Below are 24,423 nucleotides of genomic sequence, written 5' to 3'. Positions count from 1 at the left end.
CCCCGGATGAGTTTATGTCGCAACACAAAGCAGCCCAGCTGGAAGCGGCCTGATAACCGCTGAGTCCGGACAGGGTTTAATGGCCCGTCCGTGTGGATTGCAGAAGCGCATTTTTTGCGACTCACATCGCACTTCAGCCTATATGTACCGCGTTCACACGCCGTTAACAATCATTTTAGCTGCATTGTGATTACTTTTTTAACTAAATATTTTCACAATATCGAAACAAAGTCAGGAGGCGTGCAAGTCGGCACGTCATTGCAGAGGGAAATCACTGCGCCCGATTACCGGGACGCAGTGCGGGGACGTGAAGCGTAGAAAAAGAGCAGCAGAGAGATTGTCGCGCACAGTGCAATCGTGCCGACCATTGGCCAGGCGCTGTTGAAACTCACCAGCGACAGCAGCGCGCCAACAAATGCCCCGACGCCAAAACGCAGGGTGCCCGCCAGCGACGATGCCGTACCCGCCATATGTGGAAACTCATCCAGAATCACCGCCATCGCATTCGATGAGACCATCGATACGCAACCGATAAACATCGCGATCCCCATCACCAGCGGCAAAAAGCCGAGGCTGAAGGCGCTGACCAGCAGCAGCCAGATCCCCATACAGAACTGTATCAGCAGTCCCATCCGGAACATCGCCACCGGGCCAAAGCGGCGCACGGCGCGGCTGTTAATCAGCGTCAGGACAAACAGAAACACCACATTGAGGCCAAAGTAGTAGCCAAAGTTTTGCGGTGAAACGTGATTCAGTTCGATGTAAACAAAGGGACCGGCATTGAGAAAGGTAAACAGCCCGGCAAAGGAGAAACCGCTCGACAGCATGTAACTGAACGCGCGCTTGTGGCGAAACAGCGTTACGAAATTGCCCAGCGTAGTACGCAGATGAAAGCGCTGTCGCTGCTCCGGCTTCAGGGTTTCACGGATCTGCGTGGTCACCAGCACGGTCGTCACTAACGCCGCGCCCGCCAGCGCCCAGAAGATGGCGTGCCAGCTCCAGAGCACCAGCAGCCAGCCGCCGATGATCGGCGCCAGCAGCGGCGCAATGGTGGTAATCAGCATCACAAAGGACATCATGCGGGAGAAGTCCTCTTTCGAGTAACTGTCACGCATTAACGCATTGATCACCACACTGGCTGCGGCAGCCGACAGTCCATGCAGAAAGCGCATCGTAATCAGCTGATCGATGGTTTGCGACAGCGCACAGGCCGCGGCAGCGCAGGCAAAGATCAGGGTCCCGAGCGCAATCACCGGCTTACGCCCATAGCTGTCTGCCAGCGGCCCATAGATCAGCTGCCCAATCGCGAAGCCAAGAATGTAGAGGTTGAGCGACATCTGCACGCTACCGGCTGAAACGCCGAACTCACGTGCAATCTGCGGCATGGCGGGCAGATACATGTCGATCGACAACGGCATCAGCATGGCTAACAGACCGAGGATGACCACCAGTCCTGTTGGCGAATTCTTTTCCTTACGCACACCCTCTCCTGCCCTTATGGTCGTGATGCGGGCCGCCGGGCCCGTCCGGTTATTTTGTCTGCAGCTCTTTCGGCAGACCGATGCTGGCGATCTCTTCTTCTGTCAGCGCACGATATTCGCCCGGTTCCAGATCGGCGTCCAGTACGATGTCACCGATGCGCTCGCGATGCAGCTCAAGGACCCGATTGCCGACTGCCGCAAACATCCGTTTTACCTGATGATAACGGCCTTCGCTCAGTGTCAGCCGGACGTCTGTCGGGGTGATCACCTCCAGCTGTGCCGGTTTAGTCAGGCTCTTCTCGTTGTGCAGCTGCACGCCCGCCGTAAACTGTGCGGCGGTATCGTCACTGACCGGTGATTCCAGGGTCACACGGTAGGTTTTCTCGCAGTGATGACGTGGCGAGGTAATACGGTGTGACCACTGGCCATCATCTGTCAGCAGCACCAGTCCGGTGGTGTCGATATCAAGACGCCCCGCCGCGTGCAGTTTGAATGACATCGGTTCTTCAATGAAATAGATGATGGTGGGATGATCGGGATCGTCGGTTGAGCAGACGTAACCCTGCGGTTTGTTCAGCATAAAGTAGCGTGGACCGGTCTGCATCTGCAGTACGTTGCCGTCATAGACGACTTCGTGGTCGGGCAGCAGTTTAAACGCGGTATCGCGTACGATTTCCCCGTTAACGGTGACACGCTGGCCACGGATCTCGCGATGAGCGATGGCGCGGCTGATTTCCAGTTGCTGAGAGATGAATTTGTCGAGTCGCATGAATTCGTTTTGCCTGTTACTGCGGAGGGAATCTGAAACGGCCTGGTTAACCGTTGAAAATGTGCGGGAAGTATAACGTGATCCGCGCCAGCCTGACAGCGCGTTTACCGCACTTTCATGGCATAATTACCCCCAGTTTTGCAAAAGTGAGCATCATGTCTTTTACCTTACGCCCCTATCAACAGGATGCGGTGAATGCCACCGTGGCGCATTTCCGTCGTCATCAACAGCCTGCAGTCATTGTGCTGCCGACCGGTGCCGGAAAGAGCCTGGTCATTGCCGAGCTGGCACGGCTGGCGCGTGGCCGGGTGCTGGTGCTGGCGCACGTCAAAGAGCTGGTAGCGCAGAACCACAGTAAATATCAGGCTTACGGGCTGGAGGCGGATATCTTTGCCGCCGGACTTCAGCGTAAAGAGAGTCAGCGCAAAGTGGTGTTTGGCAGCGTGCAGTCAGTGGCGCGTAACCTCGACCAGTTCGACAGCGCCTTTTCACTGGTGATTGTCGATGAGTGCCACCGTATCGGTGATGATAAAGAGAGTCAGTATCAGCAGATCTTTAATCATCTGCGTCAGCATAATCCGCAACTGCGTTTACTGGGCCTGACCGCCACGCCTTTCCGGCTGGGTAAGGGCTGGATTTATCAGTTCCACTATCACGGCATGGTGCGTGGCGACGAAAAATCGCTGTTTCGCGACTGTATCTATGAACTGCCGCTGCGCTACATGATCAAACATCAGTTTCTGGTGCCGCCGGAGCGACTGGATATGCCGGTGGTGCAGTATGACTTCAGCCGCCTGACGGCACAAAGCAGCGGCTTGTTCAGCGAAGCCGATCTTAATCGTGAACTGAAACAGCAGCAGCGCGTGACGCCCCATATTATCCGTCAGATCGTGGAGTTCGCTGAAGATCGGCTGGGGGTGATGATTTTTGCCTCAACGGTGGAGCATGCGCATGAAATTTTGCGGCTGCTGCCCGCTAACAGCGCGCTGGTATCAGCCGAAACGCCTGCCAGAGAGCGCGATGCTCTGATTCTGGCCTTTAAGGCGCAGCAGCTGAAATTCCTGGTTAACGTGGCGGTGCTGACCACCGGGTTTGATGCTCCGCACGTTGATCTGATTGCGATTCTGCGCCCGACCGAGTCGGTCAGCCTCTATCAGCAAATCGTCGGACGCGGCCTGCGGCTCTCGCCCGGTAAAACCGACTGTCTGATTCTCGATTATGCCGGTAATCCGCACGATCTTTTTACGCCCGAGGTCGGCGCGCCCAAAGGGGCCAGCGACAATCAGCCGGTACAGGTTTTTTGTCCCGCCTGCGGTTTCGCCAACACCTTCTGGGGCAAGGCGACCGAAGATGGCATGGTTATCGAACATTTTGGCCGACGCTGTCAGGGCGTGCTGGAAGATGATGAGGGCGAGCGCGAACAGTGTGACTTCCGCTTCCGCTTTAAAAGCTGCCCCGACTGTGGCGCAGAGAATGATATTGCCGCCCGGCGCTGTCACCAGTGCGACAAAATTCTGGTCGATCCTGACGATATGCTCAAAGCGGCGCTGAAGCTTAAAGATGCGCTGGTACTGCGCTGTGGCGGCATGACGCTGGAACAGGGCCGTGACGCCAAAGGTGAATGGCTCAAGGCGACCTATTATGACGAGGAAGGCACCAGCGTCAGCGAACGGTTTCGTCTGCAGACACCGGCCCAGCGCAAAGCGTTTGAACAGCTCTTTATGCGCCCGCATCAGCGCGCGCCCGGCGTGCCGCTGGGCTGGCAAAGCGCCGCTGACGTGCTGGCGCTGCAGCCGCTGCTGCGTCATCCCGACTTTGTGGTGGCGCGGGCCAAAGGTCAGTTCTGGCAGATCCGCGAAAAAATGTTCGATTATCAGGGTCGCTATCGCCGTGCCAATGAGCTGCGCTAATGAGCGCTATCGGGTCCGGCTAACCGGATGCCGAGCCCGGCTGGCGGGTATATCGTTTGCTACCACCCGGCATAACGGCTATACTGCCGCCCGCTTTTGCATGTGCATCAGCGGTATTGAATAACCAGCCTGTTACTGGGTCGCCTGTAGCAGGAATTAAATAAAGAGATATATTAATGCTCACTATCAATGCAGTAGAACGTAAAGAGCAGGGTAAGGGTGCGAGCCGCCGCCTGCGTACAGCAAACCGTTTCCCGGCCATCATCTACGGTGGTTCTGAAGCGGCTGTTGCCATCGACCTGGATCACGACTCCGTAATGAACCTGCAATCTAAGCCAGGTTTCTACGACGAAGTGCTGACCCTGTCAGTTGACGGTAAAGAAACTAAAGTGAAAGTTCAGGCTGTTCAGCGTCACCCGTTCAAGCCAAAACTGTTCCACATCGACTTCGTTCGCGCTTAATCGCGAACTTCGTTGAAAGCAGAAGGGCCGGTTGCGAAACCGGCCCTTTTCTTTTGGCGCTGCCCGGTGAAATGATCGCCGCGTGCAGGGAATGAAAGCCGGGCTAAGCCCGGCTTTTTTATTTGCTGCTGGTACGGCGCTGCAGCTGATCGCGCAGATTGGGTGGTGTGCCCTTAATCGTCAGGGTGTCCGTTGCCGGATCCCAGAAAATGCGTTCGCCCAGCAACATCGCATCGAAGTTCAGGGTCAGGCCCCCGCCGCTTCCGGCAAACTTCGTCAGCTGGCGCAGAGTACTGCGATCCGCCGGGAAGCTCTCTTCCAGTTCATACCCCTGCTCCTGGGTAAAGGCCTGGAACGTTTTTTCACCCAGTGGTGGCAGTTCGCTCGACAACTCTTCCAGCGCAATCTCCTCGCCCGCCTGCAGCTGCTCGTTGCAGTAGCTGTAGACCTGCTGGCGATAGTTCTGCCGCTCCTGCTTATCCAGTTCCGATTCGTTGCAGTAGTCATCTACCGCCTGCAACAGACCGCGATTCTGCGCCTTGGTGTCTAATCCCACTTCGGCACCCAGGAAGTCCATAAAGAAGTCAGCCACTTTACGTCCGACCCGGCCACGCAGGAAAGTCAGGTAACGGGTCGATTCCGGGTTAGTTTCCCACTCGGTTAAATCGATGCGTGCCACGATGTCGGCATGATTGATGTCAAGATAGTGGGTGCTGCTGATATCCATCTGCTCGTTGACGCGCATGCTGGACTGGCTGTTCAGCACCGCAATCAGCAGGTATTCCACCGCCAGATAGCGGTAGTGAATAAACAGCACCACGCCGCCTTCAGCGAAGGGGTATTTTGCAAGCTCATCGCGCAGACGACCGGTCGCGGCACGGCTAAAAGCGAGAAAATCATCGTTGCCCTTACGACAATTACGCAGCGCTTCTGCCAGTTCACTCTCTGCATTGAACAGGCCATAGGCTTTGCTTTTTGCGCTATAAACCCGGTGTAACTCCTCCACCATCGCGTTGACCGTGTTGGTGGCAGGCAGCAGCGAATCGCGCAGCGCCAGTTCAAGCTGGTTTTCATCGCGTTTAATTAACTGATGCAGGGCAATCTGGTCGATATCCAGACTCATGGTAGACTCTCCTTTTAGCACAGGCGCGTATTCAAACACCGCCAGCATCGGCTTTCAACTCCATGCGTATAGCGAACGCGCTGCTTTCGATAAAATTGCGGTAAAAAGTGCGCTGTTCCGGTAATATATCGCCTTTTGAAATGAGCTTAGACGACGATATGGCACAATCATCCCGTTACAGTGACGAACGCGTGGAACAACTCCTCGCGGAAATGGCCCAAATCCTGCACAAGGACAAGGCCCCCACCGATCTCTCCCTGATGGTTCTGGGAAATATGGTGACCAACTTAATTAACAGCGATGTCGCTCCGGCGCAACGTCGTTCACTGGCACGATCTTTCGCCGATGCCCTTCAGGCGTCTGTGCGTGACGATAACGCCCATTAATTGGCTGATTTGACTTCATAATATGGTAACCAACCGGCAGCGCTACCGCGAAAAAGTTTCCCAGATGATCAGTTGGGGTCACTGGTTTGCTCTGTTTAACATCTTATTCGCGCTGATTTTAGGCAGTCGCTACCTGTTGGTCGCCGACTGGCCTTCTTCGCTGGCGGGGCGCATCTACGCCTATACCAGCTGGGTTGGCCATTTCAGTTTTGTTGTTTTTGCCGCCTATCTGCTGATTATCTTCCCGCTGACCTTTGTGGTGATGTCGCAACGGCTGATGCGGGTGTTGTCCGCGGTGGTCGCTACCGCCGGGCTGACGCTGGTGATGGTCGACAGTGCAGTGTTCAGCCGCTTCCACCTGCACCTGAATCCGGTGGTGTGGGAGCTGGTCATTAACCCTGATCAGAGCGAGATGGCGCGCGACTGGCAGCTGATGTTTATCAGCGTGCCGCTGATTTTCCTGGTTGAGATGCTGTTTGCGACCTGGAGCTGGCAGAAGCTTCGCAGCCTGAATCGCCGTTCATTTGGCAAGCCTGTCGCCGCCCTGTTTATCAGCGCCTTCTTTGCCAGCCACCTGATGTATATCTGGGCCGATGCGAATTTTTATCGTCCGATTACGATGCAGCGTGCCAACCTGCCGCTCTCCTACCCGATGACCGCCCGCCGCTTCCTTGAGCGTCATGGTCTGCTGGATGCGCAGGAGTATCAGCGTCGGCTGATTCAGCAGGGCGACCCGGAAGCAGTGGCGGTGGAATATCCGCTGAGCGAGATTACTTTCCGTGATGCCGGCACACGCAACAACCTGCTGGTGCTGACGGTCGATGGTCTGAACAACGCCACGCTGGCCAAAGCGCTGCCGGAGCTTAATCAGTTCGCCAGCGAGAACGTGCGTTTTACCCAGCACTACAGCGCGGGTGATACGCCGGAGAAAGGGTTGTTTGGCCTGTTCTATGGGATCTCATCCAGCTACATGAACGGTATTCTGGCATCCCGAACGCCGTCGGCGCTGCTGGGCGCGCTTAGCACCCAGGGTTACCAGTTTGGCCTCTTCTCCTCAGAAGGCTTTAATCCGCCGCTCTACCGACAGGCGTTGCTGACTGATTATTCACTGCCTGCAACGACCAGCCAGCCCAACGCCAGTACTGTGGCGCAATGGCAGAACTGGCTGGAGAAACAGAACGGTTCACAGGCGCCGTGGTTCTCATGGATTGCCCTGAACGGCCCGGACGTCACCGGCGACAGTGCAAAAGCGCGTCAGCGCAGCTATCTGCGCCAGGCTCCTGCCGTTGATGAGCAGATTCACGCGGTGCTCAGCAGCCTGCAGGCGCGTGATTTACTGAAGAACACGGTGGTGGTGATTACGGCGCAGCGTGGACTGGCACTGGATGGCAATCCTGACAGCGCCGGAAACCGCCAGACGCTGCAGGTGCCGTTAGTGATTCACTGGCCTGATACGCCCGCGCAGACCGTTGATCGCCTTTCTGATCATCAGGATGTGATGTCGACGCTGATGCAGCGACTGCTGCATGTGCGGACCAATCCGGTGAACTACTCTCAGGGTGAAGATCTGTTTGCTGCGCGCCGTCGCCATGACTGGGTCGTCAGCAGCGAAGAGAATAAGCTGGTGATTACCACGCCGCAGGTGACGCTGGTACTCAACAATAACGGCAGCTATCGCGCTTATGATGCGCAGGGCAACGCCCTGAAAGATCACAAGCCAGAACTGGCGCTGCTGTTGCAGGTATTAACTGAAGAGAAGCGGTTTATCGCTAACTGATTAATAATCAGGCAAATAGTCGGCAGGTATCTTGCATTAATGGTGATAACCAGTAGACTAATCCTCCAGTGTTCGGCACGTAGCGCAGCCTGGTAGCGCACGGTCATGGGGTGTCCGGGGTCGGAGGTTCAAATCCTCTCGTGCCGACCAAATTCCCTGAAAAGCAGCCTTAAAGGCTAATGCTGGTCAGTTAAGATTAGATTTGTAAAGGCTGTCACGGTCAAACGTGACAGCCTTTTTTCTGGGCGAGCGAGCCGCAGTGCGGGCCTGAGCACCTCTGCTGCTGCCGGGCCGTCCTCGCGCCGCTCACGCGGTTCCTTCGGCTTTGACGTCGTGCCGACGAACCGTTCGGGGATCGGCCCTCCCTGGCCGGCCCCGAACTGTCCACGCTTCCCGGCGTGGACTTCTGGCCCGCCGTCACGCCTCAGCGCTGCGGATAGCCCTTTCAGCAGCAGAGGCGCTCAGGCCTTCACTCTCGTGCCCTTTTTAACAATACACACTGAAGTTTCAGAGCAGGCCGGCACCAGACTGCGTTATCACCTGTCGCTTAACTGACTGGCATTAGGCTTATCAGCCCCCTCTTAATTGATCTCTTTTCAGATAACCGACAAACTGCCCTTGCTTCATCAGCGCCACTTTACCGCTCTTATAGATGATCACATTAAACAACCCTTGCTGATAGGTTGTCGCTTTCTCTGTGACTTCATCCGGGGCTGCTGGTTTCCCGTCAACAGTGACAATCCCTGAGCTGTCTCTTTTAACAGTGACACCGTACCCTTTCCACTGCGATACCTTTCCCAATTGTTCAGTATGGCTATTTCCAGAAACTGCAAAAGAGACATTAACCATCGATAGAGAGATAGCCATAACCAAAAAAAATAACTTCATCGCTTACTCATTAGTGGAAATGTGAATGACCGCCGAAACCCTCAGAACTGCTGTTATCATGGCCGTAACCATGTCCGCCGAAAGCGTGTGAGTGTGCATTGTCACTACCTCTTCCATCATGCCCGGATAGAGAGGCATGGCCTGATTTATCCTCCGTACCACCTTTAATAGTTGTACGCCGGAAAGCGGCAACGTGTGGCACCGCAACCTGAATAGATGGGTCAATAGCAGCGATAGCACCAGCAGTAGTAGTTGTGGTTACTCCATCCACAGTTACATTAACCGGCGTTGAAAATTTCAAGCTACTTACAGATACGTTTATTTTATTGGTATTGTCCACGCTTACAGCATTGATTGATTCAGTAGGTAAGGACGCCTGTAACTGTGTGACGTAAGCACGGTAAGAGGCACCGGTAATCTGAGGTTGTTTAGATGATACGGCTTGCGGGGTTAGCTGTTGCTTAACCGCAGGAACGCTGTAAGTAGGCGTTAATTGTTTTGTTGATACAATTTGTGGCGTCAGTTGAGCTTTAACAGTCGGAACGCTATAGGAAGGTGTTAACTGTGCTGTAGGAGCAGGCACACTGTAAGATGGAGTACGCTGAATAGTTGGCACTCTTTGAGGTGTCTGAATTGTTGGTGTTGTTTGTGGCGTCTTCTGAGGCGTAGCCATAGGTGCAGATTGAATAGCCGCATGTGGAACAGCCATTTTATTCAATCCCTTTTCTGCTTTAGGCGATACACCCGCATGAACATCATCAGGCGAAGTAAATCCACCGTTCGCACTCTGACCAGCATAGTTACCCGCAAAAGCAGACACTGAAGAAACAGCGCTCACGAATAAAGCTATCATCCGGAATTTCATTATTTTAGTCTCTGTAAAGAAAGTTAAAGTTCTTTTGTGATAAAAATTAACGGGCGAACTTTAAACTTAATCTGAGAGACGATTTTTGATTAAAATTAATAAAACACCAGAAACAAAAAAGCTTCTTTATAGTGACCAGGGCTCTCATTTGACAATGCATGTCACTACTATCGCTGGCCTGGAGCTTGATTTTTAGCCTTACCGGCTTTCCACTCATGGAGCCAGACCTTAAGCCATACAGCGCCCTTTCAGTACTCACTCTCTGTGATATTCAGAGGGTGCAATAAATATTTTTGGCCAGAATTCGACTTGCTCCACCAGGCATTCACACATCACGACTGACCTGCTCCCTGTCATCAAACCTTAACGTTCCTCGCACCTTCCACAATCCGTTCTATACTTAACTGCGTGTGGGTAACAAGAGGAGAGTTCATGACATATATTGAAAAAGACGATCCAACAGAAGCACCCGAGTCAGGCGATAAGCAACCTTCCCCGCCAGACCAGAAGTAACCCACGGGGCCGCGTCTGACGCGGCCTTTCTATCTCAGCTTACCTCTCCGTTTAACATTCAGAATAGTCCCGTGTGGCAGTTAACATTCCTCTTACAATCAGCAGGTTAACAGTTGCATTATAATCTGATCTGCTTCACAAAATCGGCTACCGGCTGCGCTTATTCATCAAACTGAAACAAAAATGTCACATAAAATGCCTACCCTGAAATCCCCAGAAATTGACGGATAATTTTTATGGCGATCAAAGCGAAAAGCCTGAAAGATGCAGAAGCGTTGCTGCATTCAGGCATTAGCAAAGTGGAACTGGCGTATGACATTGGCAGCGACGATTTCTTTCGTCTGGCAAGCCACTGGTGCGACCGAGGTGCACGCATCAGCAGGGGTCACCACCATTTCGTTGTTTCTCTGAAGAGTTTTGCCATTCCTCCCAACGACTGATTCCGGCGGGCTGCTTGCCCTGATCCATCGCGCCTGATTTAATGCCTTTTTGGTTTTGATGATGGTCCCGCATGCGCTATCCCGACCTGCCGCTGCCGCCTGTTGCAGGCGGCTTTATCCTTTCCCGGCACCTTAACCGCAGCGATCCTTTGCTGGCGGTGAGTCACTTCGATCCGCAAAAGTATCATGACGGGCTGGCTGTCGAATGGGATATTCCGCTGCCCGCCCGACTGCAGCAGGCTGTCAGTAAACGGCGTGCTGAATACCTCGCCAGCCGTCTGCTGGTCCGGTCAGTGATGGCAGAACTGGGTATTGCTGATTTCATTCTGACCAATGCAGCCGATCGATCCCCCTGCTGGCCCGCTGGCATTCAGGCGTCACTGTCGCACAGTGCAGGCATCGCTGTGGTAGCGGCAACCCGTCAGCCCTGCGCTGTTGGGGTGGATGTCGAGCAGTTCATGTCGGAGACGACGGCGCATGAAACGGCTGAGTTGCTGATGAACGAGCAGGAACAGCACCTGTTACGGACGCTGCCCGTCTCTTTCCGCGCTGCCGCTACCCTGCTCTTCTCCCTCAAAGAGAGCGTTTATAAAGCCATGTGGCCGCAACTGCTTCAGCCGATGGACTTTCCGGATGCGGAACTGGTGTCGGTAGATTTCTCACAGCAGCGCGCGACGTTGCGACTGACTAAGGACTTCAGCGGATGTTTTGCGATGGGGACGTTACTGGAGGCGAGCTTTGTGTGGCGGGATACTCAGGTAATCACGCTAATCACACATCGGCTTTAAAAAAACCGGCTAAACAATACGCGTTAAAACTTTGCGGTTTAGCCGGGGGTAACACAGACGAAAGAAAAGGTTCAGAATGGCAGAAACCGGGGTTTCTGCTGATCGCTAACGTAGCCTGGTTCAGGCGAAACACGCCACTACGCTTTTTTGCTAAGCTTTGCCAGCTGCCGTTAAAGCCCGGTGTCGGTGCGTTTCACCGAGTCGAGCGTGGCAAGATCGCGCTCATTACCGGTCAGCTCCGTCAACTTGCCTTCACGCATCTCCAGCAGCCGATCGGCATGAATGAAGTAGTGATCGTCATGGCTGATAGCAAACACCGTTTTACCCGCCTGCTGTAGCCATGGCAGCAGCTCGCGATAGAAGATACGTCGGAAGTGAGGGTCCTGATCCGCCGCCCACTCATCCAGTAGCAGCACATCGCGCTCTTCTGCCACCGCCAGCAGCAGTGCCAGTCGCTTACTCTGTCCTTTAGAAAGCTGCAGATTCAGCACTTTGTTGCCTTCAATCTTCAGCTTATCCTGCATCTTCAGTCTCTCCAGCCAGAGCTGAACCAGCGCCGGGTTGGCTGCAACCCCTTCCCGTCCCATTAACCGGTCAAACAGGTGTAAGTCGGTAAAGACCGCCGAGAACTGACTGCGCCACACATCAAGCTCATCCGCCGTTATCGGCTTGCCATCCAGCAGCAGCGTGCCGGACTGAGGCTGATAAAGACCGGTCAGCAGCATCGCCAGCGTCGATTTCCCGCTGCCGTTGCCGCCAATCAGAAAGACCAGTTCGCCCCGGCGCAGCGTCAGGTTAACCGGCCCGACCTGGAAGCCGTTATCACCATAGTGAAAAGAGACGTCGCGCAACTCCAGCGTTTGCCAGTCTGAGGACGTGGAGGCGGAGTGGAATCCTGACTGATAAGGAGCGAGGTCAAAGGCATTGAGCTTACGGAATGCGACCTGGGCACTGAGCAACGTCGGTAACGCGCCCACCGCGGAGAGCAGCGGTGTGCGTAAAAACAGCAGCGTCAGGGAAAAGGTAGCGGCGACGGCGGTATTGGCCCAGCCCAGGCTGTTGGCCATAAAAAAGACCATGCCGATAGCGCCTAACGTCATGATATTTGACCAGTTGACCGCACTGAGATGATAAGTATCGGCGCGGACAATGTGGTGTCGCCAGGCGCGGGCATCTTCCTGATAAACCGTGTCGTAAACCTGCTGAGCGCGTGAGCGGTTAAGCTGTAGCTCTTTGCGCCCTTCAATCACCGTCTGATAATCACGATAGAGGTTATCTTCGATTTCCCGCAGCTTTGCCATGTGCTGGTAAACCCGCGAGACCAGCAGCCAGCCGCCAACCAGCGTGACACCCAGCCAGACACTGGTTACCAGCAGCATTTTAGTCGACAGCCACGCAAGATAGATCGCCGAGCCAAGCGTAATAATCACGCCCTGAAAGAGCTCCGGCAGGCGCACAAAGGCCAGAGTAATGGCCCGCACGTCGCTGGTCAGTCCCGCCAGCAGTTGCGCACTGCCGAGTTGCTCGATGCGTTCAATGCGGGTATCGAGGATACGCTTGATAAATTCGCCGCGCAGTCGCCAGACAAACTGATGGCCAAGCATGGTCAGCGCCAGCTGCGAGGCCAGCGTCACCGCCATCAGCACCACCAGCTGCAACAGAAACTGCGGCAGTACCGCAAATGAGGTGTTGATGGCGACAATCATTTCGCGATTGATAAAGGCGATCATGCCGATACCCAGCACGGCGCTTAACAACGTGAGCGCAATCACCCCGATAAAAGGCCAGCGGAACTGGCGAAAAACAACGCTTAGCAACGTCATGCAGGCAATCCAGCAGTCAAAAAACAGCCTGCAGTGTAATGGGATGCAAAATGATAGCAATAGTTATTCGTACCACGCCGTAACCGGCGTGGTGGGTCAGAAAGCGCGTCGAAACGTCAGGTTATAACGCCAGGCACCCACCAGCGGATGAACGCCTGGCTTAAGTGGCAGGATGCCGTGGTAACGCAGGCGCGACGGCCCGCCCCACACCACAATGTCGCCATGTTCCAGCAGCACACGCTGGGTACTGTCACCCCGTTCGAAGCCGCCAAACTGAAAGACCGCCGGTAAACCCAGCGACACCGAAACGATAGGCTGACGCAGATCTTTCTCATCTTTATCCTGATGCAGCGTCAGCTTCGCGCCCGGCTCATAGCGATTAAGCAGGCAGGCATCCGGATTAAAGCCAGGGAACCCCGCCTCAGACGCCGCCTGCTGCGCCAGAGTACGAAACAGCGGCGGCATAGCCGGCCATTTACGCCCGTTCAGGTTGTCCTGCTGCTGATACTGGTAGCCGCGTGAATCCACCGACCAGCCGAAATCGCCACAGTTGGTCATCGCCACCGACATGCGATGGCCGCCGGGCGTAATGCGATGGGCAAACGGATTCTGCTCCGCAATTGCCATTATTTGCTGATAAAGCGCCTCTGCATCCTCACGTGCGCGACGCCGCAGGATCACCGCGCCCTCAGCCAGCGTCTCCTGCCAGGGTTGTTCTTCACTAAACAGATCTAACATCAGGGTTCTCCGGATTCAGCGGGGATCAGGAAAGCAGCGAACTGCGGCGACATCCAGCTGACAAATTTATCGCCCTGCTTGCTGATCAGATAGACCGCCAGATGCTGTTCAATCGCCAGCGCCTGGGCTTTTTCCGTGCCAAGTACCATCAGTCCGGTATCCCAGCCATCGGCTTCCAGCGCCGTGGTGGCGATCACCGTGGCGGAAACCAGTTTATGCTCAATTGGCCGTCCGGTAACGGGATCGATCACATGAGAAATGCGTTTGCCGTCCAGTTCATAATAGTTGCGATAGCTGCCGGAGGTACTGATGCCGTGTCCCTGCAGATTAACGCGCGCCTGAACCGCATTCTCACGATCGGTCGGTTTCTGAATCGCCACCCGCCACGGCTGCTGCTGCGCATTAAGGCCACGGCTCAGCACGGCGCCGCCCACAGACACCAGATAGTTATTGATGCCGAGCTGCTCCATCAGTCGCGCCAGATGATCGGTGGCGAAGCCCTCGCCCACCGTCGAGAGATCGACATAGAGACCTGGCAGATCTTTCTGCAGCCACTGTCCATCTGCGCCCTGCACCACCCGCAGATGCTGCAATCCGGTCTGCGCCCGGGCGGCGGCGATTTGTGCCGCATCCGGCGTATGGCCGGGCTGCTTCGTCGGGCCAAAGCCCCATAAGTTGACCAGTGGCCCGACGGTAATATCCATCGCCCCGCCGGTTTTACGGCCAATCCGCAGTGAGGTCGTGACAATATCTGCCATGTTTTCACTCACCGGCTGCGGTGACAGGTCACGGCTTTGGTTGAAGCGCGATAAGGCGGAGTCTGGCTTCCAGGTAGAGAGTTCCGCATCGTCCGCATCCAGCTGCTGCTGAATCCGCTGTTGCAGTTCCGCTCTGCGCTCACTCGCCACACCGGCCAGGCTTACCCGCCAGACGGTTCCCATGGTTTTTCCTTCCAGCACCAGCGCGGATGTGGTCGCTGGCTTATCACAGGCCGTTAACATCAATGCTAACATCGCTATAAACAGCAGATTAATCTGAGAACGCATCTTTCCTCACTTGTAACACTTTATTCAGCTCTGCTACAAAGCATAAACTTCGGGTAAAGACGCTTAAAGAGAGTTGAATATTTCTCTGAAACCTATCAGTATTCACCGGTCATCTACCCTGTATGCGCCTTTTATCAGGCGACTAACGTTAATCAAAGTAAGGAGCGGCAGATGATCTATCTGATTCTCGTCATTGCCCTGGGGCTGTTTATCTTCAGTAGCTATAAAGTCTTGCATCAGCGTCGTCATCGTCACATGACACCCTCACGCCCGCGCCAATAACAGGCTTAACTGCACCTGATTGGGGCAAGATCGCCCTGACGCGCGCGGCAAGTGTACCAAAGTGCGCGCGAGGTCTGTGGCTATGAGAGCGGTAAAGCTGGCATGAATTCTGCACTGTTGAAACAGTGTTTATCTCTGAGAGGTGCAGAATGAAAAATTCACAGAAGTGGCAGTCAGCATGGCATCACTGGCTGAGCTTTTCAGCCTTCACCCTGGCAGGCGTGGCATTTGAAGGCGCGCGATTCGGCAGCGTGGTGTCGTCAGTGACAACCGCGCCGGAAGCCACCAAGTGGCGAAAGGCTGAAGCGCTCAGCCCGAAAGGTGACGCAGGAGCGCAGCGGTAACTGCGCTCCCGTACAACTCAGAACTGGTAAACCAGACCCAGTGCCACCACGTCGTCGGTATTGATACCGGCTGCGTCGGTGAAAGCGTTGTCGTCCAGCAGGTTGATCTGGTAATCAACATAGGTGGACATGTTTTTGTTGAAGTAGTAGGTCGCGCCAACGTCGATATATTTTTTCAGATTCTGTTTACCCCAGTTCTGAACATCGGTGCCGCGTGAGGTGACGTACGCCAGGGATGGACGCAGGCCAAAGTCAAACTGATACTGCGCAACCAGTTCCCAGTTGTCCGCTTTATCCGCATAGCCATAAGCTGAAGAGTCGTTGGTGCTGTCGCCGAAGCGGGTCGCATTGTACGAGCGTGAGTACATAGCCGCCAGATAGACGTTGTTCGCGTCATATTTCAGACCGCCAGTATAGACTTCCGCTTTATCGCCACTCCCGAGGATGCCTGATGTTGCGCTGTTCTGGTCGTTGGTACGGTCAGACTGGAAAGCAGCCGCACCAATGCCGAAACCTGAACCCAGATCATAAGTTGTGCTCAGACCCCAGCCGTCGCCATTCTGACCCAGTACGTCACGGCCATTCGGAGACTCGGTGCTGTTGCCATTCTTGCCCTGATACTGGACTGCAAAGTTCCAGCCATCCACCAGACCGAAGAAGTTATTGTTACGGTAGGTCGCCATGCCGTTACCGCGCTGATACATAAAGTTATCTGCGCCGTAGGTGTCGCCGCCGAACTCTGGCAGCACGTCGGTCCATGCGCCGATGTCGTAAGCTACGCCGTAGTTACGACCATAGTCGAACGAACCTGCATCACCAAATTTCACACCGGCAAAACCAACACGGGTGAAGCTGTCAGCCGTACCTTCAGACTCGGCGTTGTTCAGCGCGGCCTGGTATTCCCACTGGCCGTAACCGGTCAGCTCATTGCTGATTTCGGTTTCGCCTTTGAAGCCGAAGCGAACGTAAGACTGATCGCCATCAGAACCATCGTTATCAGAGAAGTAGTGCAGACCGTCAACTTTACCAAAGAGATCTAATTTGTTGCCGTCTTTGTTATAGATTTCAGCTGCGTTTGCTGATCCTGCTGCAACCAGCAACGCAGGGATCATCAGGGAGAGAACGCGACGTTTCATTTTATTACCCTCTGTTATGTGCCTTTATTATTTGCCACTGCTAACTGAATGATTAAAAATTCAGCCGGCAGGCCATTGTTGTTTTATAACGGGCAATAATCCACCAGGAAAATGCTACTAAATTTCCAAAAGTGTTTCATACGTCGAAACAGTTATTTCATAATGTAAATAACGGGGAACTAATAACCAGCACGGATCGATAAAAAATGGCGCACAAATCGATAAACCGATTCAGAGAGCTATGTTATCAACAGGTTACATCAGAGTATTCCGAAGCACTGAATGATAAAACTTATACGGCATCTGGTAATAGAATAGACCCCGCTATCATCATTTATTCCATTATTACCTTCATTCTCCCCGAATGAGATGTACAACTTATTATTTCCCGCCGGACAAGTTGTCCGGCATTTTTTTGCCTGCTATTTACCGTTCCGTTATATCTTCGTAAACTTTCTTAACCGGGTTAAATTAACTACGGCCTGTTTCCGCACATATTGTTAAAATGCGCACGCTTTGCGCCCTGATTGCCCAAATATCCGCCATGTTAATTTATCACCGTAATTAAGCAGGCGGATATTTTTGCTGGTGCGGATTTTCAGCGCTCGCGCATCGATTCTTTAACTTTATTCAGGGGCTTAATCAGATAATCCATAACCGATTTCTGACCGGTTTTAATCTCTACATTGGCCACCATACCGGGCACGATCGGGAATTTTCGTCCGGCACGGTTAGTCAGCTCGGCTTTCTGGGTACGAACATAAACACGATAGTAATATTGATCACGTTTTACCTCATCCTGCAGGGTATCTGGCGACACCGTTTCAACTTCGCCGTGCAGATCGCCATAGATAGAGGAGTCATAGGCGGTCACTTTGACGGTAGCCGCCAGACCGGGCCGGATATAGGCGATATCGCGTGGATTGATGCGCGTCTCAATCAGCAGTTGATCCTCCAGCGGGACGATTTCCATCAGTTTGCCTCCAGGCTCCAGTACCCCACCGACCGTGGTGACCTGAATATCTTTAACAATGCCGCGCACCGGTGAATAGAGCGTGGCACGCGTCAGCTGATCCTCTTTGCCTGCAGCAACCTGCAATTGCGCATCCAGTTCGGCATTATTTTTCACCTGCTCTTCGTGGGCGCGCACCAGATAGTCATTGCGCGCCTCATCGATTTTGCCGCGCAGATCGCTGACCTGACGACGCAGTCGAATCACCTCGACCTGCCCTGCTGCGCCTTTGGCAACCAGCGGTTCCGTCAGGCGCAGTTCATCCTGCACCAGTCGCAGCGACTGCTGCAGATTACTGATGGTTTCGGTGAGATTACGGCGTCGCGACTCGTAGAGCTGCCGTTCGCGCGTCACCAGGTTCGGCTCCTTCAGCGTTTCGGCGCTGAATGTCAGCGGCGTGCCCGACAGCTCCGCCTCCAGCCGCTCGGACGAGGCGCGCAGGGTGCGCACTTTGGCCTGCGCCTCGCCGAAGTTCGACTGGAAGCGTGTCGGATCGAGGGTCGCCAGCACCTGCCCTTTTTCGACAATGTCGCCCTCATGCACGTTAAGCTGTTTGACGATGCCGCCATCCAGGCTGTCGATCACCTGCGCGCGGCTGGAAGGGGTGACTTTACCGGTGCCGACCGTGACCTCATCCAGAATGGCAAAGTGCGCCCAGATGAGAAAAATCGCCAGCGCGGCGGTGCAGAGCCAGATAATCGCCGATGTCCGGCGCTCATGACGGGCAAGATCTTTATCAACAATAACCAGACTCATGCGGTGTCTCCTTTACCTGGCGACGGTGCCGACGCGGGTGTCGTCGCACGGCGCAGGATCTCGTCGCGCGGGCCGTCGGCCACAATCCGGCCGTTATCCATCACCACAATACGATCGACCATCTTCAGCAGCGCCGGACGGTGCGTCACCAGCACCAGCGTCCGGCCGCTGATCCAGCCCTGTAGCTGACGGATCACATGCTCCTCCAGCTGTTCATCCATCGCCGCGGTGGGTTCATCCAGCAACACCACCTGCGGCTGACGCAGGATCAACCGGCTCAGCATCACCATCTGACGCTGGCCGCCCGAAAGTCCGCGCCCGCCTTCATTGATAATGCGGTCCAGGCTGGCGGCATCCTGCTGGACCAGCGACAGCGCGCCACTGATGCGCAGCGCCTGCAGCATCTCCTGTTCGCTGGCATGGGGATTGCCCAGCATCAGATTCTGCCGCAGCGTGCCAAAAAAGAGGCGGGAGTCGTGCGACAGCCAGCCAAGCTGACGACGTAAATCGGTGGGATCGATACGCTCAATATCGACGCCATCGACAATCACTTTGCCCTGCGTAGCCAGCGCCTGACCGGCGAGGATCTTCAGCAGCGTCGATTTCCCTGCCCCGACTTTGCCCAGAATGGCAATCTTCTCGCCGGGCTTAATCTGCAGCTGCTGAACGTTGAGCACATTTTTTTCATTCTCTTCGTCATAGCTGTAATGCACATTGCGCAGATCGTACTGGCCGGTGAGCGTCGGGCAGTGTGCCAGCGTGGTCGCTTCAGGTTGATCAAGCGGCTTTTTCAGCAACTCATCCAGCCCTTTCATCGCCATTTTGGCGTGCTGCCAGCGCGAGAAGACCATGGTCAGCTGCATCAGCGGGGCGATGGTGCGTGATGAGAGCAGGCTGCAGGCAACCAGCGTACCGGTAGTGATTTGCGAATCGAGCACCAGATAGACACCAAATACCAGCATGCCCGCATAGGTGAGCTGCTGCACAGTCGCGGCCCAGCCGGTGAGACGCGCGCCCCACAACCGCTGCTGGTTACTGATTGAGGCGCTGACTTCGTGCGTCTGCTCCCACTGACGCTGAAAATAGGGTTCCGCCTGCAGCGCCTTGATATCCTCAATCCCTTCAATGGTCTCCACCAGCACCGCATTGCGCAGCGCGCCCTCGCGCAGCCCCTCTTTGGCCAGCCGCGCCATCGGGATCTGCACCAGCAGACCGGGAATGACGATCAGCGGGATCGCCGCCAGCGGAATCAGCACCAGCCAGCCGCCAACAAACGACATAATAAACAGGAACAGGATAACAAACGGCAGATCGGCCGCTGCGCCTACCGTGGTCGAGGTGAGCAGCTCACGCACCTGGTCGATCTCACGCAGCTGCGAGATAAACGAACCGGTCGATTTCGGACGCGCCTCATTACGTATGCTCATCGCCCGGGCAAACAGCATGGCCGAGACTTTCAGGTCGATGCGTTTGCCCATTAAGTCTGACACCTGGGTCCGCATCAGCCGGATCAGATACTCAATGGCCGCAGCGATCAGCACGCCGACAAACAGTACCCACAGCGTGGACTGCGACTGGGCCGGAATGACCCGATCGTAGACCTGCATCGAAAAGAGAATACCGGCCAGTGCCAGCACATTACTGATCACCGAGGCCAGCGAAATTTCCGTGATACGGCGGCCCATACCGCGAAAATTTTTCCAGAACCAGTGTGGTTCATAAGGCTGAACGAATTCGTCGATGCGCGCATCACGGCCACGCGCCGCTACGCCAATCACACCGACATCGCCCTGGGCGCGTGCCAGCAGTTCTGATAACGCGCTTTCACGCACCACATCGCCACCTTCACTGAGCCAGTAGCGCGCGCTGTTGTCTGAATCGATGCTCTCCAGCACCGCCACGCTGGCATTCTCCAGCACCAGCACCACCGGGGTGATCTCCTGACGCCAGCGCAGTTTGTTCTGCGGCACCATAGTCAGATGCAGTCCCAGCAGGCCGGAGAGTCGTTCCAGCTGCTGTGACACCGGCAGATGTTCAAACCAGCGCATCTGCTGACGCAGGGTTTTGCCATCGGCAGGTTTACCGAATCGCGCGGCTACGCGCAGCATGGCGGCAATCCAGTTATCGGTATTCAGGGTTGATGTACTCATTATTAATGCCTTATCGCTATTGCAGCGAAGGAAGGAGATCGCCGCTGCTTTGCTGGCGATCGATACCCATGATATCGAGCAGATTGTCTACCGCGGCGGCATAACGCACGGTGGCGTCCCAGCCATCGTAAAGCGCGGTGATACGTGAGCTGTCAGCCTGAAACACATCCTGTTCCACGCTAAGCAGATCGTTCAGGCTGCGCTTACTCAGGCGATATTCATCGGCGTAGACATTACGGGTATGGTCGGCACTGGCCAGCTGCACTTCCCCGGCAGCCTGCCGCTGCTGCGCGCCAATCATGTCGGCATAGGCGGTAGAAGCGTTTTGATTGATGGCGAGCTTGGCCTGCTGAATAGCGGCCTGCGCCGCTTCACGATCGCCCTCTGCTGACTGAGTTTTCGCATTCACCAGGCCGCCCTGATAAAGCGGTGCTTCCACCTGCAGCTGCACTTCATCATCCCAGTAAGATTGACGATCGTTTTCATAGCGGGTCCGGCCCGCCTGCACTTTAATCGTCGGCCAGTGACCGGACTCTGCCTGGCGCACCCGTTCACGAGCGGCTTCCTGCTTCGACTGCGCACTGCGCACCGCCGCGCTGCTTTCATAGGCGATTTTGTCGAGGGTGATCTGCTGCTTAAGCAGCGCCTGTGGCAGTTCAGGCAGCGTGGCGGGGACCACGCCGGTCAGCACGGTCAGTTGCGCGGTGGCGGAACGGTGCTGGGCACGATATTGCTCCAGCGTAGCCTGCATCGCGGCGATGCGGGTTTCCGCCTGCAGCACGTCGGACTGGGAATTGAGGCCGGCATCGGCGCGCAGCTTCGCGATATCCCGCACGCGCTTCAGCGAGGCAATATTGGTATGCGCCGTTTCTGCCAGCGCCTGGTAACGTTTGACTTCGAGGTAGGCCTGCAGCGTATCTTCCGCCACGGTGGTCATCGAGTCGAACAGGCTGTAACGATAAGCATCCGACAGCGCGTGCTGCTCATCGATGGCGCTGCCGGTGCGGCCAAAGTCGTAGAGCAGCTGACTAAGCGTGATGCCACCGGAGCCGTTATTGTTCAGGCTCCCGGCGGAGTCAGTCTGATGAGAGCGCCCCGCCGCGCCCTGCAGTGAGATCTGCGGATACCAGGCGCTGCGGGCGGCATCAAGATCCCCCTCACCGATGTGGATCTGTGCCGCCGCTTCCGAGATTTTCGGATTGCGGGCGAAGGCCCGAAGAATGGCGTCGCGCAGCGTTAAGCTGGCAATCTGCTCTTCGGTGGGCGCGGCGCGCCAGTTAAATTCGGCTTTAGGTAACGGTGCGGCAAAGGCCGCGTGCACTGCAACGCCACTCAGGGCGCACAACAAAAAAGTTAATCGCGCTTTGTTCATTATCCATACCAACAGGGGTTCTTATCATCATGGTGTTTTTCCTGGTGAACAAAGCGAGCAAAAAGGGGTACTACTCAGCGTCTGACAGATTTACTGCGTTATTTTATTTATGGTTCGCAAGCGAGACGCTAAACGACCTTTAACATTATTAGATCAGATCCCGCGCTTATTCCTGCTTAAAACAGATGAAATCGTTAATATTTCTGCTGAACGAACGAAAAGCAACCACTGAGCGAGCTCGCGCCAATCCAGACAGGCTTAACAGACCTGTCCGGAAGGCAGTGTGTTTACTAATGTGTCAGCGTCAGACCAGGGGGTGTGCCGCAGGATGCTGCAGCAGGTGGTCGGCGAGCGTATAAGGAATATCAGAGAACAGATGACTTTCCTGCGGTGCGGCGGCGGCAGAAGATGCCTGCGCCACATGTGCGGTTTCCGCCTGCTGGGTCGGGCTGACCGTCTCCAGCAACTGGTCCACCGTCTGACCCTCCAGCGGGTTGGCACTTTCGGTATGTGATGCCACCTGCACCGTCTGGCTGGCACTGGCCAGATTACCGGCGCTGTCTTTACCGCTGACTGTCATCTGGTACTCACCATCGTCCAGCGGTGCCAGCTGCCCGGCCAGAATGGTCAACGCCCAGCCGCCATCGGCTTTTACACTGGCGCTGTAGTGCTGATCGCCCAGCGTTAATTCCACCAGGCTGCCCGGTTGCAGATGACTGGAGCTGCCCTGAATCAGATGCCAGCTGTTGACATCGGCAGCATCAATTTTGTTATCACCAAAAGCCGTGTCCAGGGTCAGCGTCGGCCGCTGGTGCACGGCTACGGTAAACAGTTTATCGCTGGTCTGGGTGTCGCTGTTGCCATATTCATCCCAGCGGTGAAAGGTGGCGGCGACCGGGCCATCCGGCAGCGCCAGCAGCTCGCTGGAGGTCAGTGTTACCATACCTTTGGCATCGGGCTGGTAGGTTTTACCGTTGATCTCCAGGGTGTTGGCGCCTTCAACATAGAAGCTCAGATCGTGCTGCGCCTCCTGATAGTTGAGCGTCATGTCACCGCCGATATCCATTTCGGTGTAGATCGGAATAAAGCCGGTGTGGATGTTCAGCTCATGCGTGACGTCAATGTAGTTTTTGGCCCCGTCGATCGACCAGGCGCGGATTTCCCCAACGTTGATAAAGGCGTGCACATCCGCTGCCGGGATCACCACCTGCCAGTGTCCATCATCGCCTATGGTGGCGGCATAATCTTTCTGGTTGGCACCCGTGATCACCAGGCGATGGCCCGGCATGACGGTGGAGAGCGTGCCGCTCAGTAGCAGATCCTGCTGGCTTTCTGCCAGGTTTATCACATCGTCCGCAGTGACCTTATCAAAGGTAATTTTTGGCAGGCTACTCAGATGGGTGATCAGCGTCAGATCGTGATATTCGGTGGCGGTTTTTCCATTGGGATCAGTCGCCGTGACTTTCAGGCTGTAGACCCCGTCTTTCAGCGCCTGCATATCGCTTTCCTGAAATGTGCCATACCACTTACCGTCATTTCCCATGCTGGCGGTGGTGGTTTGCGTACCCAGCGTCAGTTTCAGCACCGACCCCACCGGCAAGTGCGTTGCGCTGCCGCTAATCTCGACGCCATAAATGCTCTCAGCAATACTCACCGCGTTGTCACCACTGACCGTGTCCACGGTCAGGGTAGGTTTGATCGTGCGGTCGGTATAGAGACCAAAATCTACGGTGGTTGCCGTGCTTTGCCCTGCTTTATCGGTAATGGTCAACGTCAGCGTGTGATTGCCATCCGCTACGCCTTTCAGCGTATCAGCCGGCATTGAGGCGTTCCAGTAGCCCCACTTATTGACGGTGCTGTGCCAGCTTTGATCGTTGAAGGTCAGCGTTACGGTGGAGCCCGCTTCACCTTCAGCACGACCGCGCAGATGCACCGGCTTTTGCGCTTCCCAGCCAGCGATCACGCCATCACTGGCGATCGGTTCATAGGGTCGCAGCATAGCTGGCGGCGAACTTTTCACCGCGCTGACAGCCAGTGTGCTGTCGTTGAGCGGGCTGCTATGCAGTGACTCGGTGGAGAGCGTAGTGATCGGCAGGCTCTGGCCCGGCGTGGCGAAAGGAAGGCTCAGACTTTGCGTAGCGGCTGGCGCAATGGCGGGCACTGCGCTATCGGCGACGGCAAAATCGCTCACCGCCGTCTGAAAAATGGATTCAAGCCGGATGGTACGAAGCGTATCGCGTGATGACATAGGTAACCTCAGTTCAGAACAGAAACGCAGACAAAAACTATCGGATAAACCGATCGTTTAGTCTGACGACATGGTAGTGGGACAGCTGAAGCTGCCCGTTTCCGCTGGTCGGAAC

At 55.3% G+C, this 24,423-nt stretch carries 21 protein-coding genes and 1 tRNA gene; 9 read left to right on the top strand and 13 right to left on the bottom strand.

The genetic code is table 11. The features are described 5' to 3' along the window. Window positions 1–284 precede the first annotated feature (284 nt). Window positions 285–1,481 (bottom strand): Bcr/CflA family multidrug efflux MFS transporter, encoded by a 1,197-nt coding sequence (locus tag OK409_RS01615; RefSeq protein WP_010248339.1) that lies wholly within the window; start codon window positions 1,479–1,481, stop codon window positions 285–287. 49 nt (window positions 1,482–1,530) lie between these two features. Continuing rightward, window positions 1,531–2,250, bottom strand: coding sequence for a 16S rRNA pseudouridine(516) synthase RsuA (gene rsuA, locus OK409_RS01610; RefSeq protein WP_010248342.1), 720 nt, complete (start codon window positions 2,248–2,250; stop codon window positions 1,531–1,533). A gap of 155 nt (window positions 2,251–2,405) precedes the next feature. Here rsuA and OK409_RS01605 point away from each other — a divergent pair, with 155 nt between their 5' ends. Both OK409_RS01605 and rplY read left to right on the top strand, forming a co-directional pair. Further along, the gene (locus OK409_RS01605; RefSeq protein WP_010248344.1) at window positions 2,406–4,160 is read left to right on the top strand and encodes a DEAD/DEAH box helicase; all 1,755 of its coding nucleotides are present in this window, start codon (window positions 2,406–2,408) and stop codon (window positions 4,158–4,160) included. A gap of 176 nt (window positions 4,161–4,336) precedes the next feature. Then, window positions 4,337–4,621 carry a 50S ribosomal protein L25 gene (gene rplY, locus OK409_RS01600; protein ID WP_003854168.1) on the top strand — a complete coding sequence of 95 codons (285 nt, stop codon included), beginning with the start codon at window positions 4,337–4,339 and terminating at the stop codon, window positions 4,619–4,621. A 118-nt stretch (window positions 4,622–4,739) separates the two neighbouring features. On the opposite strand, the gene yejK is transcribed toward rplY, so the two are convergent. Then, window positions 4,740–5,744: a nucleoid-associated protein YejK gene (gene yejK, locus OK409_RS01595; protein ID WP_010248346.1), complete on the bottom strand. Its 1,005-nt coding sequence runs from the start codon at window positions 5,742–5,744 to the stop codon at window positions 4,740–4,742. Between the two features lie 158 nt (window positions 5,745–5,902). On the opposite strand from yejK, the gene OK409_RS01590 reads away from it, so the two are divergent. The 3 genes from OK409_RS01590 to OK409_RS01580 all read left to right on the top strand — a co-directional run bounded on the left by OK409_RS01590 (window position 5,903) and on the right by OK409_RS01580 (window position 8,057). Beyond that, on the top strand, window positions 5,903–6,130 hold the full coding sequence (locus tag OK409_RS01590; RefSeq protein WP_010248348.1) for a YejL family protein: 228 nt from the start codon (window positions 5,903–5,905) through the stop codon (window positions 6,128–6,130). 22 nt (window positions 6,131–6,152) lie between these two features. After that, window positions 6,153–7,907, top strand: a complete 1,755-nt coding sequence (gene yejM / locus OK409_RS01585) for an LPS biosynthesis-modulating metalloenzyme YejM (RefSeq protein WP_022625056.1) — start codon at window positions 6,153–6,155, stop codon at window positions 7,905–7,907. 73 nt (window positions 7,908–7,980) lie between these two features. After that, window positions 7,981–8,057, top strand: a tRNA-Pro gene (locus tag OK409_RS01580). Window positions 8,058–8,477: 420 nt separating this feature from the next. Here the strand turns inward: OK409_RS01580 and OK409_RS22515 are convergent. Together OK409_RS22515 and OK409_RS01570 are read right to left on the bottom strand one after the other, a co-directional pair. Further along, window positions 8,478–8,795: a hypothetical protein gene (locus tag OK409_RS22515; protein WP_052272100.1), complete on the bottom strand. Its 318-nt coding sequence runs from the start codon at window positions 8,793–8,795 to the stop codon at window positions 8,478–8,480. Window positions 8,796–8,805: 10 nt separating this feature from the next. Next, on the bottom strand, window positions 8,806–9,648 hold the full coding sequence (locus tag OK409_RS01570) for a hypothetical protein (protein WP_264366670.1): 843 nt from the start codon (window positions 9,646–9,648) through the stop codon (window positions 8,806–8,808). Window positions 9,649–10,409: 761 nt separating this feature from the next. Between OK409_RS01570 and OK409_RS01560 the strand changes: the two genes are divergently transcribed. Further along, the gene (locus tag OK409_RS01560) at window positions 10,410–10,613 is read left to right on the top strand and encodes a hypothetical protein (protein ID WP_003854174.1); all 204 of its coding nucleotides are present in this window, start codon (window positions 10,410–10,412) and stop codon (window positions 10,611–10,613) included. Window positions 10,614–10,684: 71 nt separating this feature from the next. Then, the gene (locus OK409_RS01555; RefSeq protein WP_033778744.1) at window positions 10,685–11,401 is read left to right on the top strand and encodes a 4'-phosphopantetheinyl transferase family protein; all 717 of its coding nucleotides are present in this window, start codon (window positions 10,685–10,687) and stop codon (window positions 11,399–11,401) included. A gap of 170 nt (window positions 11,402–11,571) precedes the next feature. Here OK409_RS01555 and OK409_RS01550 read toward each other — a convergent pair whose 3' ends face one another. The 3 genes from OK409_RS01550 to apbE all read right to left on the bottom strand — a co-directional run bounded on the left by OK409_RS01550 (window position 11,572) and on the right by apbE (window position 15,008). Next, complete coding sequence (locus tag OK409_RS01550; protein ID WP_264366669.1) at window positions 11,572–13,224, bottom strand: multidrug ABC transporter permease/ATP-binding protein; 1,653 nt, start codon at window positions 13,222–13,224, stop codon at window positions 11,572–11,574. Between the two features lie 96 nt (window positions 13,225–13,320). After that, entirely contained in the window at window positions 13,321–13,962 is a 642-nt protein-coding gene (gene alkB, locus OK409_RS01545) for a DNA oxidative demethylase AlkB (RefSeq protein ID WP_033767444.1), read from the bottom strand. Next, a complete protein-coding gene (apbE, locus tag OK409_RS01540) occupies window positions 13,962–15,008 on the bottom strand; it encodes an FAD:protein FMN transferase ApbE (protein ID WP_010671024.1) in 1,047 nt (348 codons plus the stop codon). Before apbE ends, alkB begins: the two co-directional genes overlap by 1 nt. Window positions 15,009–15,179: 171 nt before the next feature. Between apbE and OK409_RS01535 the strand changes: the two genes are divergently transcribed. Together OK409_RS01535 and OK409_RS01530 are read left to right on the top strand one after the other, a co-directional pair. Beyond that, window positions 15,180–15,290, top strand: coding sequence for a hypothetical protein (locus tag OK409_RS01535; protein WP_010248361.1), 111 nt, complete (start codon window positions 15,180–15,182; stop codon window positions 15,288–15,290). Window positions 15,291–15,439: 149 nt separating this feature from the next. Continuing rightward, on the top strand, window positions 15,440–15,634 hold the full coding sequence (locus OK409_RS01530) for a hypothetical protein (RefSeq protein ID WP_010248364.1): 195 nt from the start codon (window positions 15,440–15,442) through the stop codon (window positions 15,632–15,634). Window positions 15,635–15,651: 17 nt separating this feature from the next. On the opposite strand, the gene ompC is transcribed toward OK409_RS01530, so the two are convergent. The 5 genes from ompC to OK409_RS01505 form a co-directional block, all read right to left on the bottom strand. After that, window positions 15,652–16,770: a porin OmpC gene (gene ompC, locus OK409_RS01525; RefSeq protein ID WP_031292696.1), complete on the bottom strand. Its 1,119-nt coding sequence runs from the start codon at window positions 16,768–16,770 to the stop codon at window positions 15,652–15,654. A 598-nt stretch (window positions 16,771–17,368) separates the two neighbouring features. Next, on the bottom strand, window positions 17,369–18,538 hold the full coding sequence (locus OK409_RS01520; RefSeq protein ID WP_010248368.1) for an HlyD family efflux transporter periplasmic adaptor subunit: 1,170 nt from the start codon (window positions 18,536–18,538) through the stop codon (window positions 17,369–17,371). Next, window positions 18,535–20,688: a type I secretion system permease/ATPase gene (locus tag OK409_RS01515; RefSeq protein WP_187505557.1), complete on the bottom strand. Its 2,154-nt coding sequence runs from the start codon at window positions 20,686–20,688 to the stop codon at window positions 18,535–18,537. The genes OK409_RS01520 and OK409_RS01515 overlap by 4 nt, the downstream gene beginning before the upstream one ends. A 16-nt stretch (window positions 20,689–20,704) precedes the next feature. Next, window positions 20,705–22,060 carry a TolC family outer membrane protein gene (locus OK409_RS01510; RefSeq protein WP_010248373.1) on the bottom strand — a complete coding sequence of 452 codons (1,356 nt, stop codon included), beginning with the start codon at window positions 22,058–22,060 and terminating at the stop codon, window positions 20,705–20,707. Window positions 22,061–22,364: 304 nt separating this feature from the next. Next, window positions 22,365–24,308 (bottom strand): Ig-like domain-containing protein, encoded by a 1,944-nt coding sequence (locus tag OK409_RS01505; protein ID WP_264366668.1) that lies wholly within the window; start codon window positions 24,306–24,308, stop codon window positions 22,365–22,367. Window positions 24,309–24,423 lie beyond the last annotated feature (115 nt).

The sequence above is a fragment of the Pantoea sp. RG18 genome (assembly GCF_025910075.1).
GTDB lineage: Bacteria > Pseudomonadota > Gammaproteobacteria > Enterobacterales > Enterobacteriaceae > Pantoea > Pantoea agglomerans.
This window is presented reverse-complemented; position numbering and strand designations above follow the sequence as displayed.

Bases quoted from the DNA above. Each gene is read 5' to 3' on its own strand.
- rsuA (WP_010248342.1), bottom strand. From the start codon at position 2,250: ATGCGACTCGACAAATTCATCTCTCAGCAACTGGAAATCAGCCGCGCC.
- OK409_RS01605 (WP_010248344.1), top strand. From the start codon at position 2,406: ATGTCTTTTACCTTACGCCCCTATCAACAGGATGCGGTGAATGCCACC.
- rplY (WP_003854168.1), top strand. From the start codon at position 4,337: ATGCTCACTATCAATGCAGTAGAACGTAAAGAGCAGGGTAAGGGTGCG.
- yejK (WP_010248346.1), bottom strand. From the start codon at position 5,744: ATGAGTCTGGATATCGACCAGATTGCCCTGCATCAGTTAATTAAACGC.
- OK409_RS01590 (WP_010248348.1), top strand. From the start codon at position 5,903: ATGGCACAATCATCCCGTTACAGTGACGAACGCGTGGAACAACTCCTC.
- yejM (WP_022625056.1), top strand. From the start codon at position 6,153: ATGGTAACCAACCGGCAGCGCTACCGCGAAAAAGTTTCCCAGATGATC.
- OK409_RS22515 (WP_052272100.1), bottom strand. From the start codon at position 8,795: ATGAAGTTATTTTTTTTGGTTATGGCTATCTCTCTATCGATGGTTAAT.
- OK409_RS01570 (WP_264366670.1), bottom strand. From the start codon at position 9,648: ATGATAGCTTTATTCGTGAGCGCTGTTTCTTCAGTGTCTGCTTTTGCG.
- OK409_RS01560 (WP_003854174.1), top strand. From the start codon at position 10,410: ATGGCGATCAAAGCGAAAAGCCTGAAAGATGCAGAAGCGTTGCTGCAT.
- OK409_RS01555 (WP_033778744.1), top strand. From the start codon at position 10,685: ATGCGCTATCCCGACCTGCCGCTGCCGCCTGTTGCAGGCGGCTTTATC.
- OK409_RS01550 (WP_264366669.1), bottom strand. From the start codon at position 13,224: ATGACGTTGCTAAGCGTTGTTTTTCGCCAGTTCCGCTGGCCTTTTATC.
- alkB (WP_033767444.1), bottom strand. From the start codon at position 13,962: ATGTTAGATCTGTTTAGTGAAGAACAACCCTGGCAGGAGACGCTGGCT.
- apbE (WP_010671024.1), bottom strand. From the start codon at position 15,008: ATGCGTTCTCAGATTAATCTGCTGTTTATAGCGATGTTAGCATTGATG.
- OK409_RS01535 (WP_010248361.1), top strand. From the start codon at position 15,180: ATGATCTATCTGATTCTCGTCATTGCCCTGGGGCTGTTTATCTTCAGT.
- OK409_RS01530 (WP_010248364.1), top strand. From the start codon at position 15,440: ATGAAAAATTCACAGAAGTGGCAGTCAGCATGGCATCACTGGCTGAGC.
- ompC (WP_031292696.1), bottom strand. From the start codon at position 16,770: ATGAAACGTCGCGTTCTCTCCCTGATGATCCCTGCGTTGCTGGTTGCA.
- OK409_RS01520 (WP_010248368.1), bottom strand. From the start codon at position 18,538: ATGAGTCTGGTTATTGTTGATAAAGATCTTGCCCGTCATGAGCGCCGG.
- OK409_RS01515 (WP_187505557.1), bottom strand. From the start codon at position 20,688: ATGAGTACATCAACCCTGAATACCGATAACTGGATTGCCGCCATGCTG.
- OK409_RS01510 (WP_010248373.1), bottom strand. From the start codon at position 22,060: ATGAACAAAGCGCGATTAACTTTTTTGTTGTGCGCCCTGAGTGGCGTT.
- OK409_RS01505 (WP_264366668.1), bottom strand. From the start codon at position 24,308: ATGTCATCACGCGATACGCTTCGTACCATCCGGCTTGAATCCATTTTT.